Source organism: Schaalia sp. JY-X159, from assembly GCF_014525425.1.
Classification (GTDB): Bacteria; Actinomycetota; Actinomycetes; order Actinomycetales; family Actinomycetaceae; genus Scrofimicrobium.
This window is the reverse complement of sequence record NZ_JACEXI010000002.1, coordinates 380,251-396,899: the sequence shown is the minus strand read 5'-3', so window position 1 is coordinate 396,899 and position 16,649 is coordinate 380,251. Positions and strand designations below refer to the sequence as shown.

General features: G+C 56.1%; 8 protein-coding genes. 6 read left to right on the top strand and 2 right to left on the bottom strand.

Annotated elements, in window-relative coordinates; translation table 11 throughout:
- Positions 1–48: 48 nt before the first annotated feature.
- The 4 genes from IDL90_RS11685 to IDL90_RS04700 all read left to right on the top strand — a co-directional run bounded on the left by IDL90_RS11685 (position 49) and on the right by IDL90_RS04700 (position 11,408).
- Positions 49–2,715, top strand: a complete 2,667-nt coding sequence (locus tag IDL90_RS11685) for a DNA methyltransferase (protein ID WP_187994539.1) — start codon at positions 49–51, stop codon at positions 2,713–2,715.
- Positions 2,712–4,652, top strand: a complete 1,941-nt coding sequence (locus IDL90_RS04710) for a DEAD/DEAH box helicase (RefSeq protein WP_187994538.1) — start codon at positions 2,712–2,714, stop codon at positions 4,650–4,652. Before IDL90_RS11685 ends, IDL90_RS04710 begins: the two co-directional genes overlap by 4 nt.
- A complete protein-coding gene (locus IDL90_RS04705) occupies positions 4,649–5,809 on the top strand; it encodes a GIY-YIG nuclease family protein (protein WP_187994537.1) in 1,161 nt (386 codons plus the stop codon). The genes IDL90_RS04710 and IDL90_RS04705 overlap by 4 nt, the downstream gene beginning before the upstream one ends.
- A 199-nt stretch (positions 5,810–6,008) precedes the next feature.
- Entirely contained in the window at positions 6,009–11,408 is a 5,400-nt protein-coding gene (locus tag IDL90_RS04700) for a DUF4011 domain-containing protein (protein WP_187994536.1), read from the top strand.
- Between the two features lie 224 nt (positions 11,409–11,632).
- Here IDL90_RS04700 and mcrC read toward each other — a convergent pair whose 3' ends face one another.
- The gene (gene mcrC, locus IDL90_RS04695; protein ID WP_187994535.1) at positions 11,633–12,703 is read right to left on the bottom strand and encodes a 5-methylcytosine-specific restriction endonuclease system specificity protein McrC; all 1,071 of its coding nucleotides are present in this window, start codon (positions 12,701–12,703) and stop codon (positions 11,633–11,635) included.
- Positions 12,700–14,697, bottom strand: coding sequence for an AAA family ATPase (locus tag IDL90_RS11460; protein ID WP_187994534.1), 1,998 nt, complete (start codon positions 14,695–14,697; stop codon positions 12,700–12,702). The genes mcrC and IDL90_RS11460 overlap by 4 nt, the downstream gene beginning before the upstream one ends.
- Before the next feature lie 595 nt (positions 14,698–15,292).
- Between IDL90_RS11460 and IDL90_RS04685 the strand changes: the two genes are divergently transcribed.
- Both IDL90_RS04685 and IDL90_RS04680 read left to right on the top strand, forming a co-directional pair.
- Positions 15,293–15,901 (top strand): type IV toxin-antitoxin system AbiEi family antitoxin domain-containing protein, encoded by a 609-nt coding sequence (locus tag IDL90_RS04685; RefSeq protein WP_223175179.1) that lies wholly within the window; start codon positions 15,293–15,295, stop codon positions 15,899–15,901.
- Positions 15,898–16,638, top strand: a complete 741-nt coding sequence (locus tag IDL90_RS04680) for a nucleotidyl transferase AbiEii/AbiGii toxin family protein (protein WP_187994533.1) — start codon at positions 15,898–15,900, stop codon at positions 16,636–16,638. Before IDL90_RS04685 ends, IDL90_RS04680 begins: the two co-directional genes overlap by 4 nt.
- Positions 16,639–16,649: the final 11 nt, after the last annotated feature.

The following is a 16,649-nucleotide window of genomic DNA, read 5'->3' as shown; positions in this document are numbered from 1 at the left end:
GTTAACCTGAGTGATACAAACTGAGATTTTTGTAGTCAAGGAGGACGTGTGGCACGGCTTAGTGTTGCGGACATTCAAGATCGAGTCGCTGATTTAGCGCGCCGTCCCACCTACTCACGGGAGTTCATCTTCGACCTGCTGGTAGCTCTCGGAAGGTCGCGGGCTTCTGTCACCCGGTTGCGCTCCGGAAACCTGAACATTGCCGATAATCCCGAGGTCGAGGTCGCCCAAAAGGGTGTCGTCTACTTCAAACCGACCGATGCGGACCTCCACTTGACTATCGCGGAGCTGGACTCGTCCCCAACGGTTGCCAAATACGACACGCGTTTCCTGATCGCCACCGACTACAAGAACCTTGTCGCCTTGGACCGTGCCAGCGGTGAGACCTTGGATATTGCGATTGACGAGGTCGATGAGCACTTCGAGTTCTTCCTGCCTTGGGCCGGAATGGAGAAAGCCCAGTATGTGGCTGAGGCGCACGCTGACATCAAAGCTGCAGAACGCCTGGGCAAACTGTTCGATGAACTAGCCAAAGAGAACTCACCTGAGGATATTTCCCGTCACAGCCTCAACCTCTTCTTCACCAGACTGTTGTTCTGCTTCTTTGCTGAGGACACAGGAATCTTCACGAAAGGTCTTTTCACTGAGAAGGTTGAGTCCCTGACGCAAGAGGACGGTTCTGACCTGCAGTCCTTCCTCACCCAGGTGTTCGACGCATTGGACACGGAGGACCCGGCAGCCAAGCCTGCGCTGGTTCGCGCTTTCCCTTATGTAAATGGCCAGCTGTTCGCTCGGGGTGCCGAGGTCGTTCCGCACTTCAGTCGCCAGGCACGCAACCTTCTTCTGCGCAGTGGTCACTTGCGGTGGGATGAGATCAACCCAGACATCTTCGGCTCCATGTTCCAAGCCGTTGTTGACCCAAAGCTGCGCGGTGACCTGGGCCAGCATTACACGTCTGTGCCCAACATCCTCAAGACGATTGACCCGCTCTTCATGGAGGGACTGTGGGAAGAGTTCGAGGCCGCTCAAGGCAAACCAGCCCGACTGAACCGCCTGCTCGACAGAATTGGGAGCATCAAGGTTTTTGATCCAGCCTGTGGGTCGGGGAATTTCCTTGTCATTGCTTACAAAGAGCTACGCAGGCTTGAAAATGAAATCCTCAAGAGTCTTGGTGGGCAGAACCTCCAGTCTGAGCTGTTTGGTTCCCGCATCAAGATCACCAACTTCTACGGCATTGAGATCGACCCGTTGGCCCGCGAGGTAGCGGTGCTTTCGTTGTGGATCGCCAAACACCAGATGAACCAAGAGTTCAACGAGATCTTCGGTATCGACATCCCGCTAATCCCCCTCAAAGACGCCGGCCAGATCGTTACGGGCAACGCTGCCCGTATTGACTGGAACCAGGTGTGTCCCAACGACGGGGAAACTGAGATCTACCTGGTGGGAAACCCACCGTATTCTGGAAGCGGCAAACAAACTGCGGAACAGAAGGCTGACTACACATTTGCATTCGAGGGCGTTGCCTATTCAAGAAACCTCGACTACATCGCTATCTGGTTCTACAAGGGCGCGAGGTATATTGCCGACACGTCCGCAGAGCTGGCTTTTGTTACCACGAACTCCGTCACGCAGGGCCAGCACGTTGCATTGATGTTCCCAATGATCTTTGCACTTGGGGTTGAGATCGGCTTTGCCTATACCTCTTTCAAATGGACGAATAATGCACGCGGTAACGCCGGAGTCACGGTGGCTGTCATTGGTTTGAGGTCGGAGAGCACCCGCCCAAAGCACCTGAACACGGACGGGGTGCGTCGGATCGTTCCGAACATCAACCCCTACTTGGCGAGCGGGCCGAACATTGTGGTTGGCCCGAAGCGGGGCGAGCCCCTGTCTCCGACGATTCCGCGAATGACCTACGGAAACAAGCCTGTGGACGGAGGGAACCTCTTGCTCAGTCTCAGGGACAAGGAGCAGCTGTTGCTTCAGTATCCCGAAGCGGTCGAGTTTGTCCGTAAGATCACCGGCAGCCAAGAATACATAAACGGCCAAGAGCGGTGGTGCCTGTGGATCACGCCAAACCAAGTTGAGAGTGCGCTGTTGATTCCCGGAATTGCAGAGCGGGTTGAGAAGACCCGATTGAAGCGGCTCGCCAGCCGAGATGCTGGGGCACGAAAACTTGCAGAGAGACCTTGGATGTTCAGGGAACAGCGTGAAGGGACGGCCATCATTGTTCCCAGCGTCTCATCCGAGCGTCGCGAGTATGTTCCGATTGGATACCTGGGTCCGGACACAGTCATATCAAACCTGGCGTTCGCCATCTACGACGCCGAGCCATGGGTGTTTGCGCTGGTGACCTCACGCATGCACATGGCTTGGCTGCGTGCGGTGGGTGGGAAGCTGAAGACGGATTTCCGCTACTCGAACACCCTGGTTTACAACACCTTCCCAGTGCCCAATCTGACGGCGGCGCAGAAGGAAACGTTGACCCAGAGGGCCCTGCGGGTGCTGGATGTGCGCGAGTACCACAGTGAGAAGACGTTGGCGGAGCTCTATGACCCGGACTTGATGCCCGGCAACCTGCGGCTGGCCCATAAAGAGCTCGATGATGCAGTGGACACCCTGTACCGCAAGAGCGGGTTCGCTTCGGATGAGGACCGTCTTGCGTTGCTGTTTGACTTGTATGTGCAAAAGACCAGTGCGAAGGAATCAGCATGAGGCAGCCAGAGAATCTAATAGAGATCAACTATGCGGCCAACCAGAGCTCCGTCGATGTCGACGAACTTGGGATGCGAGACATGCAACGCCGCGTATTTGCTGAGAAGGATGCGCAATACCTGCTGGTAAAAGCACCTCCGGCATCGGGGAAGTCCCGGGCACTCATGTTCGTCGCCCTCGACAAACTCTTCCATCAGGGAATCAACAAGATCATCATCGCTGTTCCCGAACGTTCCATTGGCGCCTCGTTTGCCAGCACCGCCCTCGTACAACACGGGTTCTTTGCGGACTGGGAGATAGAAGATCGCAACAACCTGTGCACTCCCGGAGGGGACAGCGGCAAGGTTGACGCGTTCCTGCGTTTCCTTGAAGGTGACGACACAGTGCTGGTTTGCACCCACGCGACGTTGCGTTTTGCGATGGCGAAGCTTCCGGCCTCGGCTTTTGATGACACTCTTGTGGCAATCGACGAGTTTCACCACGTATCGGCCGACAAGGATTCCAGTCGGCTTGGACAAGTGGTGCACGAAATCATGTCGGGTTCCAGCGCGCATGTTGTGGCGATGACGGGCTCCTACTTCCGGGGGGATTCGGTACCCGTCCTCATGCCGGAAGATGAAGAGAAGTTCACTCCCGTCACGTTCAACTACTACGACCAACTCAACGGCTACAAGCACCTCAAGAGCCTGGGGATCGGTCACCACTTCTACCAGGGGCGTTACACGGATGCGATCCACGAGGTGTTCGACCCGGATCTGAAGACACTGATTCACATTCCTTCTGTGAACTCTTCCGAATCAACCAAGGACAAAATCGAGGAAGTCAACAGGATCCTCGACCTCATTGGGACTTTTGAGGGGAAGGATGAATCCGGGATCATGCGGCTGCGCACACCGGATGGAAGGGTACTGCGGGTTGCCGACCTAGTGGACGATTCAGACTTGATGGCACGGTCAAACCTTCTCGGATACCTAGGGCAAGTTGCAGCCAAAGACAAGGATGCGGTGGACGTCATCATCGCCCTCGGAATGGCGAAGGAGGGCTTCGACTGGCCGTTTGCCGAACATGCTCTGACAGTTGGGCACAGGTCCTCCTTGACGGAGGTCATCCAGATCATCGGTCGAGTGACGCGGGACGCACAGGGGAAGCCGCGGGCTCAGTTCACCAACCTCATCGCGGAGCCAGCGGCCGATGCCGACGAAGTGACGACCGCGGTGAACACAATGCTCAAAGCAATCACGGCTTCGCTGCTGATGGAGCAGGTCTTGGCGCCAAACTTCAACTTCAAGCCCAAGGAACCGGGGGAGGCGCCAGAGCCAGGGACGCTGGCGGTCAAGGGTTTGAAGGCTCCGCCAACCGATCGGGTGCGGCAGATTATTGAGACAGACCTAAATGATTTGAAGGCCACTATCCTGCAAGACCCGGGCTTCCGGCGCGCTGCGGCGGGCCAACTCGATGCCGAGGTTGCCAACAAGGTCTTGATCCCCAAGATCCTGCGGGAACGCTACCCTGATCTGAACAGTGCGGAAGCCGAGTCTTTGCGCCAGCATGTCGTGGTCGACTCGGTTGTAAAAGCCGGGGAGGTCAAGGAAGTCGGGGACAAGAAATTCGTGATGCTGGCCAAGAAGTATGTCGACCTCGACAAGCTGGACATCAACCTGATCGACAAGGTGAACCCGTTCCAGCGCGCGTTCGAAGTTCTCTCAAAGTCTGTCGATCCTAAAACTCTGCGGGTTGTTATGGATGCCATCGCGGAGACGCGGATCGAAGTTACCGCGGAAGAAGCGGTGCTCATGTATCCGAAGCTCCGGGAGTTCCAGCGGATGGAGGGCCGGGTGCCGTCCATTCGCTCTAAAGACCCGCATGAGAAGCGCTTGGCTGAGATCCTCTTGTTCCTGCGTCGCGCCAAAGCAAGTCAAGCGAAGGTGAACGCATGAGCGCGGAAATGCCGACCAGTCTGGAAGAGATCTTCGCGTCAGATGATGATGGGCTGCTTGATGAGCCAGAGAAGGCGCCGGTACTGACCGGTCATGATCGTCTGAGAAGGTCATTTGTAGAGATCAACGACTTTGTGGTGGAGCATGGTCGCGAACCCGATCCGACGGTGCGAACGATCCAGGAGCGGCGGCTGGGGGCGCGCCTTGATGGCATCCGCGCCAACCCAGAGAAAGTCGAGGCCCTCGCAAATCTGGATGAGCACAGGCTCCTTGCCGAGGGAGCGGAAGAAGAGCTGTCCCTAGAAGACATCTTGGCCCTTGATGACGACCTGCTTGAGGACGAAACGGGCATCCTGGACACTTCGATGCTGCCGAAGAAGATCACCAGAGGTGAGCCTGAGTGGGTGGCGAAACGTGAACGTGCGAAGGGTTTCGAGGCGTTTGAACCCCTGTTCAAGCAGAAGCACGCGGAGCTGCGTTCCGGCGTTGCGGGTCTGGCCGCAGATCCAGTGGAAGCACACATTCAGAAGGGGACGTTCTTCGTCCTCGGCGGAGTCATGCTGTTTGTGGCGGAAGTTGGGGAGACCGAAGTGGTCGCGGGAAGGCGCAAAGAGCGCTTGCGGGTCATTTTTGAGAACGGGACCGAGTCGAGCATGTATCGACAGTCCCTCACCTCGCGTTTGCATGAAGAGGACAGCTTCCTCGTCACCCAGAGGGAGGTGACCATCACGGAGCTGGAAGCAGGGGATGAACTGACCGGCCACATATATGTGTTGAGATCTCTGAGCGACCACCCGGAGGTAGTGGGGAGACCGAATCTGCACAAGATCGGGTTCACCCGCGGAAGTGTGAAGCGGCGTCTTGTTGGGGCGGAAAAGCAGGTCACGTATCTGATGGCACCCGTGGAGGTGGTTGCGGACTACAAGACGTACAACCTGCGAGCGGCCTCTCTAGAGCACCTGTTGCACACGGTGTTTGCAACGTCGCGCGTGCCGTTCGAGCAGGTTGGTCTGGACGGGAGAGCTGCCGAGGCGTCCGAGTGGTTTGATGTGCCTCTGGAGGCGATCGACCGAGCCCTCACATTCGTCCAAGATGGCAGCATCGTGAACTGGGTGTACGACAGGGAGGCAGGCACGTTGAAGCCGAGGGTCCGCTGATGCGAGAGTGGTACTGCGCTGGAGACCCTACCTTCTCGTGGTGTGCGGTGTCCAGGCTCAGAACGCTAGAGACACTGGAAGGTTTGCGAGCTCAATAGGCTGAGGAGCCACTGGACTAAATGTAAAGTGGAGTGTTTGTAGACGCGTCATTTCGCTCTTGGGAACAGAAGTGTTCGGACGCGGGAATTGAGGTAAGTAGGTGTCTGACAAAGGAGCAACTCTTGATGCGCTCAAAATCTGGCGTGAGAGCCTCGTTGGGCTGAATCGACGCAGTCGACTTATCCGTTTCAAGCCGCCGAAGACTTCTTCACTAACATTCGACCTACCAGCCCCTGATGAGATCCTAGCTCTTCTGAGGTCCGGGCAAATGCTGGACTTCTACGGTGATCTATCTGACGAAGGTGACGGACTAACATCCGTACCCGCACCGCGCCGCAATGCTTTCCACGTGCCTAGGCCCCACAAGGAGATCGGACCCGTGGTACGTACCCTTATGAGGAGGGCGAATGAAGAGTTCCTCGACCGTGGGCTTTCGGTACTGTACGTCTCGTTTGGAATGTTGCGGTGGAAGGATACGGATGGCTCCGATATGGCAAGCCCGCTTTACCTTGTTCCCGTAGAACTAGTTCCGGAAGGACCGAGAGCGACACCAAGATTGAAGGCTACCGAGGTTGACCATGTACTCAATCCTGCACTGCCACTACGCCTCTCTGAATTCGGCGTTCAGTGGCCGACACTAGACGACATGGAGGATCTCGGTGTCACCGGAATTCTTGATGTGTTTCGGGACGCCATTGCAAAGGCCGATGATTTCTCAGGCTGGGAAATCCTGTCTGAGACACACCTTGCAACCTTCTCATTTTCGAAGGAGGCAATGTACAAAGACCTGATTGACAATGAAGAGATGATTGCCGAGCACGCAGTAGTGCAGGCACTCGCGAACACCGACCCGACCAGCCAGACCGATGTGTTCCAGTTTGATCCAATCAACCCTGGTGATATTGACGAAGTTGCTCCGCCTGAGAAGACGCCGTTGATCCTAGATGCAGACTCATCTCAGCGTGCTGCAGTGGCCGCAGCTTTGGCAGGACGCAGCTTCGTAATGGACGGACCTCCTGGGACGGGCAAATCCCAAACGATCGCCAACATGATCGGTGCATTTATGCATGCTGGTAAGTCTGTGCTCTTCGTGTCGGAGAAGATCGCCGCTCTCGACGTGGTGCGTAATCGCCTCCAAGACGCTGGCCTCGGAAGCTACTTGCTTGAGCTTCACTCACATAAGACAAACCGCCGCGAAGTTGCCACTGAGCTTATGAAGACACTCGACAACGTGGCACAGCCACCCGTTGGGATGAGCGCACCTTCGCGTGCAATGCTTGAAGATCGACGCAGAAAGCTCACCGCGTACGCCATGGCGATGAACGAGACCCGATCTCCTCTTCAACTCTCGTTGCACGATGTTCTCGGAATCCTCGCCGGTCTCGTCAACGTAGCGGCCGCTCCCGTTCCGGATCGCCCACCCCTTGCTCTCGACCAAGCGGGGTTGGCAAGTCTCCATGATACTTTGAGTCGACTCGAACGAACATGGCGCCCAGCAGCTCAGGGCGCGTCGTTTCTTTGGCGCGACGTTGTGGACGAGAGCTCCTTGGAGACACGGATCTGGACCGCGAACAGTGCGCTGCAAGAACTCAAGGGGACGCTTGACCTGAATGCCGGCCTTGCTTCAGCTTTCGAGCTTGATAGTCTCGATCGAGCGCAGGATCTGGCTCTAGTTCTCAACCTACAACATTCCGACAGGCCACGATTTGTCAACGAAGAATGGCTGTCATCGCATGATTGGGTGACCATTGAGAGCGACCGACTCCAGCTAGTTGCACTTGTCGAAAACTTGCAGGATCGAGCAGCCGAGGTGGTGCGGCTCAGTGGTATGTCATATGCAGAATTCTCGAAGGATGCGCCTGAGATTCCGGTGACCCCGCGGGTCCTCAGCCCAATCGACATGAGAGCCCTCACCTCACCACACCTGCATGAAACCATTGAATTCCTGCAACACCACGCCGACGGCGTCTCTAGAGCGTTGCACTCGCTTACCGGTTTGGCGCGAGAATCGGGTCTACCTGCTCCCGCAACATGGGCAGAGGCAGACCGCGTCATTCGCCTGGTTGAGCTCCGAAACTTAGGATCAATAGTCGAACCGTCGTGGCTTACTGCGGGCGGATTGCAGTCCGCCAAAGACGCAGCTGCCACAATGAGGTTAAAAGCTATCGCGCTGGACTCGGCCGAAGAGCGCGTGCAAAGCATATTCCGACCGGAGGCCTTGACGGCTCCGCTGCGCGATCTCCGAGACAGATTCGACAACCTCCACAAAGGGATTCGGAAGCTCTCAGGGGACTATCGGCGGGACAAACAGTCGGTCGCACTATTGTTGTCAGACGCCAACCAGGTGAAGTTGGGAATCTCCCGCCTTTCTGATGCCGTTTCATGGTCCGAAGCTAGCCAAGAATTCGAGGCCGCAAGTCTGGTCCAGTCACGTGCGCTTGGTAGGCAATGGAAGGGCCGCAAAACCGACTGGGACGCGTTTGAACGCTCCTTCGCGACTGCGGAGGAGGTCATAGCGTTAGCTCCAAGCGATGTGACGGATAGGACTGTCGCATTCTTCACTACCGAGATCCCAGAACCTGCGCATTACGAGGTAGCTGTCGGGGCGAGAGAAGCGCTTCATGCATGGAGGCAGTATCTAGCGCAGCCGCCGAATGGTGGTGGACATCCTGAGCTAGTGGTGGAGCCAATTGAGACCTCATTGATGTGGATTTCGGCTCACCTCGCACCGATGGAGCAGGCGCTAAGTCTTGTAACTGAGGTCAACGCAGTCAACGGACGGAATCATCTACTCAGTGAGGCTGAGGCGATCCTACTTGCGAGCGAAGCTGCTCACAGGGCGGCGGGAGAGCTCGAGGCCGCGGGGCTGCGACTCACGAGACAGTTCCAAGGTCTGTTCCGAGGCGTAGACACGGATCTCGCCGAGGTGGACACTGCGCTTTCATGGGTGCTCAAGGTTCGAGAACTCGCCCCAGGCGGTACCCTCTCAGAGCGGCAGGTAGATGAACTCAAGAAGTCCACACCTATCGAGGCTCTCCCACGTGCAATCTCGCGGTGGGAAGAAGCTCGAGACTCTATCCTCGGAGCCTTTGCTGAAAGCCGGCGAAGCGAACTCCTAGCCGACTGTGCCACCTTCGAGGGTGCGTCCGAGCTCCTAGCGGAACTGGGTGACGATACTGTCGGCCAACAGGAGTGGTTTGATTACAAGCTTCTGCGCGATGAACTTCGAAAGCTAGACCTAGACTCAACTGTCGAATTCTGCATACGGCACCGACTTCAGGCATCTGAGGTTCCGAAGGTGGTGGAGCGCGCATTGTTGAGGGCATGGTCCGATGCCCAGATCCAAGAAGACCAGAGGCTCCATCCTCTGAAGTTTGCGGATAGGGAAGCGTTGGTCAAAGAGTTCAAGACACTCGATCTTGAGCTGACCGCCGCTGCAACTGGTGACATCATTCGGGCTGCAAACACTCGTCGCCCACTGAATACCTCTTTTGGTGGGCCTGCGCTGATTCGCCGCGAAGGCATGAAGCAACGTCGGCACATGCCTGTGCGCAGCCTGATCTCAAGCTCCCGTTCAGCCATCCAGGCGATCAAGCCGGTGTTCATGATGTCCCCCCTAGCTGTGTCCCAGTATCTCCCTCCGGACATCAAATTTGACGTAGTGATCTTCGATGAGGCGTCGCAGGTAACCCCTGGTGATTCGATCAATTGCATTTACCGCGGACACTCATTTATCCTCGCTGGCGATGATAAGCAGCTTCCTCCCACGCAGTTCTTCGAACGGGCCATAGAGTCTGATGACGAGACTGAGACTGATGCCGACGTACAAGACTTCCAGTCGATTCTGGAGCTTGCAAAATCCGCAGGCGCTTTCCAGAATCTTGGTCTCCGCTGGCACTATCGTTCACGCCATGAAGCGTTAATTGCATTCTCAAACTACCGCTTCTATGAAGGGAAACTTGTTACGTACCCTTCCGCGCAGGAGGACGGGGCCGATGTTGGCATTGAGCTGTTCTCAACCGAGGGTCTGTATCGCCGCGGGGGCGGGGCCGACAACCCAAGAGAAGCGCGCGTTGTAGCTGAGAGGGTGATCCACCACTATCGCACACGGCCGAACTCATCACTGGGAGTCGTTACATTCTCAGTGGCGCAGGCCTCTGCAGTCATCGCGGCCGTGGATGAGCTCCGTGGACTCCACCGAGACCTGGACGGATACTTCGACAGAAGCGATCGACTCGACGGTTTCTTCGTCAGATCACTGGAGTCAGTGCAGGGCGACGAGCGTGACGTCATAATTTTCTCAATTGGCTACGGTCCTGACGAGGCAGGCAAGATTTCAACAAACTTCGGAGTTCTGAACAAGGAGAAGGGGTGGAGGCGGCTGAATGTCGGAGTCACCCGCGCCCGACAGCGTGTTGAGGTCGTCTCGTCGATGGATGCCCACGATATTCCTCCTTCGCGAAATGAAAACGTGGAAGCGTTACGCGCCTACCTCGACTTCGCAAAGCGTGGCATCTCAGTTCTTGGTACGCAGTCGTCAGTCACGGGGTTGATGCCAGAGTCACCATTCGAAGAGGCCGTAATCCACACAATTAGGTCGTGGGGCTATAGTGTGGAACCTCAAGTTGGGGCAGCGGGATTCCGCATCGACCTAGCAGTTCGTCATCCCGCGAAGCCGGGCATGTTCGCGCTCGGAGTGGAGTGTGATGGTTACCAGTATCATTCATCTCCGGCAGCCCGTGATCGGGACCGACTACGCGACCAGGTGCTTGAGGGTCTTGGGTGGACCCTACACAGGATTTGGGGCACTGCCTGGTATCGAGATAGAGCCAATGAGGAACAACGTCTTCGTGTCGCGATCGAGAGAGCTGTTTCAGGGAGGCACAATACGAGCAGGCCGACTCCCACTGCTCTGACACGACCTGAGATCGAGACTACTCCAGCACAGACTCTAGAAGCATACGCATGGACGGCCGAGTATGAACAGGCGTCGCCAGTACGCCTTGCGTCCTACGTCGAGCCTGGAGAGAGAGGAAGTCATCTCTATATGGTTGATGCGATGGTAACGCTGGCGCAGGTCGAAGGACCAGTTCACATGGATGTGATTAGCGAGCGCATCCGCGAGTGGTGGCAAGTAGGGCGAGTCTCACAAAGGGTGAAGAAGAACCTCAAGCTGGCTATAGAGATTGCGGGACTTCAGAGGAATGGAGATTTCGTTGACGTGCCAAATCGTCCTGTGTCGAAGGTCAGGTGTCACGGTGACTCTCGGAAGCCCGAGCAGGTTGATCTCCGAGAGTTCGCACTTGCGGCGGAATACCTAGTTGATGACGTTGGAAGTGCCCCTCGTCAGGAGGTTGTAACACAAATTGCGAGGCTCTTTGGCTGGGCCCGAAATGGCGCGATTCTCGATGAGCGGCTCAATCGAGCAATCGACATGGCAGTCGCGACAGGAAAGATTGCGGAAGAGGGCGCAGTCTTAAGAACCCGTTCATTCGCCTGAGTTTGATGTGACGCACCTAGACAAGAGGCGGAGATCGGATAGCTAGGCTATTAAGGGGACGATGCTCACATTCTCGTTCGCCTGAGCGGAGAGAACTATAGTTCAACGCTGGGTATTGAGTGCGGAGGCTTGAATTTTGAAGCCCTTGAGGATCATGCGAGCGAGTCAGCACTACTTGAAGACCTTTAGGATTGCCACTCCTATCCCCGGCGGAGTGCTCACACCTACGCCACTCGCTTGCCCTCGTTCAAGTTGAAGTGGCTGCAGACGATCTTGTCGAATTGGTTTGAGATGGCTGGGAAGTCCTGTTCGAGGTCGAGGGTCTGAACCAAGATCTGGTTGCCGTGAATACGCCAGTTGGCGTCCGGTTGGACGGCGTGGTCAGTCTGTGCATAGAGCAGCATTCCGGCGATCTGCCGATGCGGGTCGGACACCTCTCTGTTCTTCACGTAGGTGAAGATTTGGTAGAGATTCGCTGAATGCACCGTGTGATGGTCGTAGTTTCGTTGCGTGTTTTTCGAATAGTATTTCGCGTCGATGATGAGCGTCCTCGAAATATCTGACAGCGTGATGTCACTCTGCATCACGGGTAGCATGGTTCGCTCGCCCTCATCCAACGCCCAGCTAATCTGGGCTGCCTCGGGGTGAAGGCGGGACCAGTGTCGTTTGTAGTATTCGAGGATGAACTTCTCGTAGAGGCGACTCATCGCCTGGTCATCGATATAGGACATGAGCTTGTGGTCGCCGCTTTGCGTAGTTTGGAGCATCCCCTCGGTTACCAGTTGACAGACGCTGATCAGCATCCGATAGCTGCGGGTCGCGCGAGAAAAGCGAATCGCCGACCATCGGACGGCTGCCAGGTCAATAGCGCCCACTTCAGTAAAGAAGAGAAGGAGCTTCTTCAGCGCGGCCTTGTTGTGAGGCTTGACCTTACCGTGGCGGACCAGCATTAGTGAGACGGTCTTGAGGACTTGGTTCAGGAGGTTGTTCTCTGACATTTCGTCATACTCGCATCCAAGTTCACGCCTCTCACCTGTGTGGAGCTGCATGGTTCGCGGTAGGTCGATCTTGCCGCGGAGCACAGCCAGATCATCAAAATGAGGAATGTACTCGCGGTACAGTCCTTGCTTCAGCTGGCGCGCAATCCCTTTGGTTAGGATCGCAGCAAACAAGTCGTGGAGGTGGTCAAACTCTTCCGTTTCCACTTGCTCGTACTGCTCCGGGTTCAGGTTTTGGAAAGCGTAAGCGAGCATGTAGTAGACGTTCTTGATGAACACCTTGTCTTTGGTCGTCACGCCTCGACAACCCCGCGGAGGAGGTCCCGCCAACGTTCTACCTTGACGTCGTCGTCGAACCAGTACTCTTCCAGCATCGGCATAAGGTCGTAGTCAACAACCGCCCTCATCCACTCCGGTGTTGCCGCGTCTTGACCACAGAAGTAGCTGTGACCGATGCAGAAGCCACTGCCAAGTGAGGGGTCCTTGCTGATCTCCGCGTTTAACGTCTGCACGCTTACGACTAGCTGGTCGAGCATTTGGTCATCTAGGCCTGTCTGGTACCTCCGAAACCCTTCTGTATCAAAGCCGGGCGTCATAGGGACGAAACTGAACCTGCGCCTCAGTGCATAGTCGATCATGGCCAAGGACCTGTCGGCCGTGTTCATCATGCCGATGATGTGAACGTTTGCGGGGACCGAGAATGCTTCTCCGCTGTATGCCAGCGTTGCCGACTTGCCGCGATAGTCGCTCTCAATAAGCATGAGTAACTCACCAAAGATCTTCGACAAGTTACCTCGGTTGATTTCGTCAATGATGAAGAAGAAGTCCAGGCTCGGGTTGTTCTCAGCCTTCTTGCAGAACTCGTAGAAGATCCCTCGCCTCAGTTCAAACCCTTGATCAGTGGGTTTGTACCCCATCATGAAATCTTCGTAGGAGTAGTTTTGGTGGAACTGAATGAACGCGACACGGTCGGCGTCCCGTTGACCCATGATGGACCATGCTAGGCGTTGTGCTGCGAAAGTCTTACCTACCCCCGGCGCCCCTTGGAGTATCAGATTCTTCTTGCGGCGCAGTACGTTCACAAGGCGGTCATAGTCGGGTTCGGACATGTAGACCTCAGACAAGAACTCCTCTTTGGTGTACGGGTCATTCTGTTTTGGTGAGACTAGGGGGTTAGATTCACGAACGAGGTCGAGGATGGTTTCATACTCAGCTTTGGTGAGTTTGAAGAGACTTCCGCGCATGTTGGTAGCCAAGGATTGCATTCCTGCAAGTTCCGGCGTGCCACTGATAGTTGAGTAGTCGATGGGGGTGACAAGGCCCTCTGTCTTCTCAAACCACAGGTGCTCCCCGTCTTGCTTGGCGCCTATGCGGCCAAGAGCCACAACCTGCTTGACGGGGTGGGACTCGTATCCGACCACCAGGTCGCCCTCGTTCGCATCCAAGAAGTTCTGGTAAATGTTGCGTTTTCGTCCGTTCTCGTTGACTAACGACCATCCTTCGAGTCCCCCAACGTCAAGGTTCGAGAATCTGAACTTCTGATGTGGTGAGGCAACTAGCCACCAGTAGTTCGGTTCCTCTACTTCTGTGTCAGCCTCAGTGTTGGTGTCAGTGGTCTCGCCAGAGCTACGGCTGATGTAGAAGGCAATGTCTATCGTTAACGTCTTCAGGGCTGGGTCCGGGTAGCAGTCGCCGGCTAGTTGAGAATCCAGCAGATTCCGCAGTTCTGGGTCTGCTTGGGCAGCGGCGCAGATGACTTCATACATTGTGAAGTGGTCGCGCACGTTGTTGGCGTAGTCGCCCTTCTTGAAGCGATAGCCAAGCGCCAGTTTGTTCGAGACTGCGCGGCATTCGCTCCACTTGTAGATGTAGTACTTGTCCGGATACCTCAACCAGAGGTACGTGCTGATGGTGTTCTCATCTTGGAAGTGCGTGCGGGAGTCATCAGGCTCCAAGAACGAAGTCGACTCATCCTTGAACGCTTCCATACGTTCATGCAGATCTACTGATTCGTCGAACAGGGCGGCAAACATTGCTCGAACGCGTTCAGGATCGGAGCGTGAGAATCGTTCAATCATTGATCGGGGGAAACTACCCGCAGAGGCAAGCAAATTGCCGGTTTTCTCCAGTGATCTCTTGAGCATCGCAGGGAAGTCTTCAGCGTTTAGCTGCCAATTGTCCTGGAAATGTTTGACGGCCTGCCATTTGTACTTCTCTTCAGGCCAAGTCTTGTCGACGAAGTCCCGTTTGTAGTCATCCAGTGCTGTTTGAAGCGCTAAACGGTCGGCCACGCCATTTCCCTTTCGATCTGCTTGGGGCCGTGCGCTCCCATCTTTGAAGGCTAGCGATCCCACGGTATCGATTGTCCCGCATTCGCGTGAGCTGTGCCGAAGGAATGTGGGTTGCTGCCTACCCAAATATCAGACCGTCCCTGTCGGCTCGCACCGCACACGATGCAGTGTGCCCACATGCACCTGCGGCGGATTGAACTGGCCAAGCCCAAGGACATCAAGGACATATTCTCGATGCAGAACCGCCCCTCTTCCGGCAATTGCGTACCAATATCGGTACTCTTTTGACGAAGTTCTTGGGCGATCGGCAACGTCACCGCATCACGGAGCACACCATCCGTCCTCGAAAGCGACCTGCGACTGTTCTCTGATGCCCAACTAGCACCGATTCGTGAGGTCCATGGCGATCTGAGAAATGCTGATTCGTTGGCGGAACAGATCAAAGGCCTAAACCTAGTTGCCATTGCAATAGCAACGCAGGGGACGATGCGGGCGTAACCCATATAAGTCGTACGTCCAACATGGTTGAGCTCACGACGGCAGGACACGCCGGTGCCTATTCGGCGAAAAGCAGTACAGGTACACTGTATGTGTAATGGAATACGTTGAGAGGGGGTTAAAGATGGGCGTCTTGCCACTACCAGACATCTTAGGTTACGAGGATTTGTCGGCCCAGGGACTCACCCGGCATGGGCTTGACCGTCTGATCGAGTCAGGCGAGTTCGAACGCGTTGCTCCCGGAGTATTTCTGCGGCATGGACTCGCGGACGACACGACGGCGGCGTGGATAGCAATCGCCACTAGAAGGCCCGAGGCTACACTGTGTTTGCTGACGGCGCTTTCGCTACACGATCTGACAGATGAGATCCCTGCTCGCAGCGATGTTGCTATCCCTCGAGGCGCACAGCCCGTGACCGTGTATCATGCGCCGATTGCTTGGCATCGCTTTGACGTGGACACGTTCAGTATCGGCCGCGGTCAGTACGCTCTGCCGGGCGGAATGTCGATCGGCCTCTATTCGGCGGAGCGGACACTCATTGACTTGTTCAGGTTACGTCACACGTGGGGTAGTGACCTCGCCCTCGACGCGCTTAAGCAGTGGCTGCGCGGCAGTGGAAACAGCCCCGGCTCCCTCCTCACGATGGCCGAGTCGTTTCCGAAGGCCCGCCCAGCGATCCATCATGCGTTGGAGGTTCTCCTATGACGCCAAGCCCACAACATGGCACGCCGGCGGGCGACGCGACTATAGCAATACGAAAACTAGCCCGGCAGGGCGGCGGCGACGTGCAGGAGCTAATGGTCCTCTACGCGCTCGAAGGGTTACTAGCACGCGTTGCGCTATCTGAGTATCGCGATGATTTCGTTCTTAAAGGGGGTGTGTTGCTCGCTGCCTTTGCCGCTCGGCGACCAACGAGGGACATCGATTTTCAGGCTATGCGGTTAGATGGTGACCCGATTTGGCCAGAGCCTCAACTAATCGAGCTTCCACGCGTGCTGGATCTCGGGTTCATGCCCGTGGTGCTGCTCGGATATCCACTAACGATGGTGCTTGCTGAGAAAATAGTTACTGCAGTCGATCGTGGTGTGGCCAACACGCGCTGGCGAGATTTTGCAGATGTCTATACGATCACCCGTCTTCACGCAGTTGGGGCCGATGAGCTCCGCGCATCTTTGGTGACCGTTGCTGAGTACCGCCGAGTGACGCTCAGACCGATGCTACCTGCGCTATCCATGATGGGTGAAATGGCGCAGGAGAAGTACCGCGCCTGGCGCACCCGATCCAACCGTGAGGATGAACTTCCTGCGGAGTTCGAGAGCCTTCTCGCAACGGTTGCGAGTTTCTCCGATCCGGTTGGACGGCGTGGTCGGCCTGTGCATGGAGCAGCATTCCGGCGATCTGGCGGCTGGGATCCGATACCTCTCTGTTCTTCACGTAGGTGAAGATTTGGTAG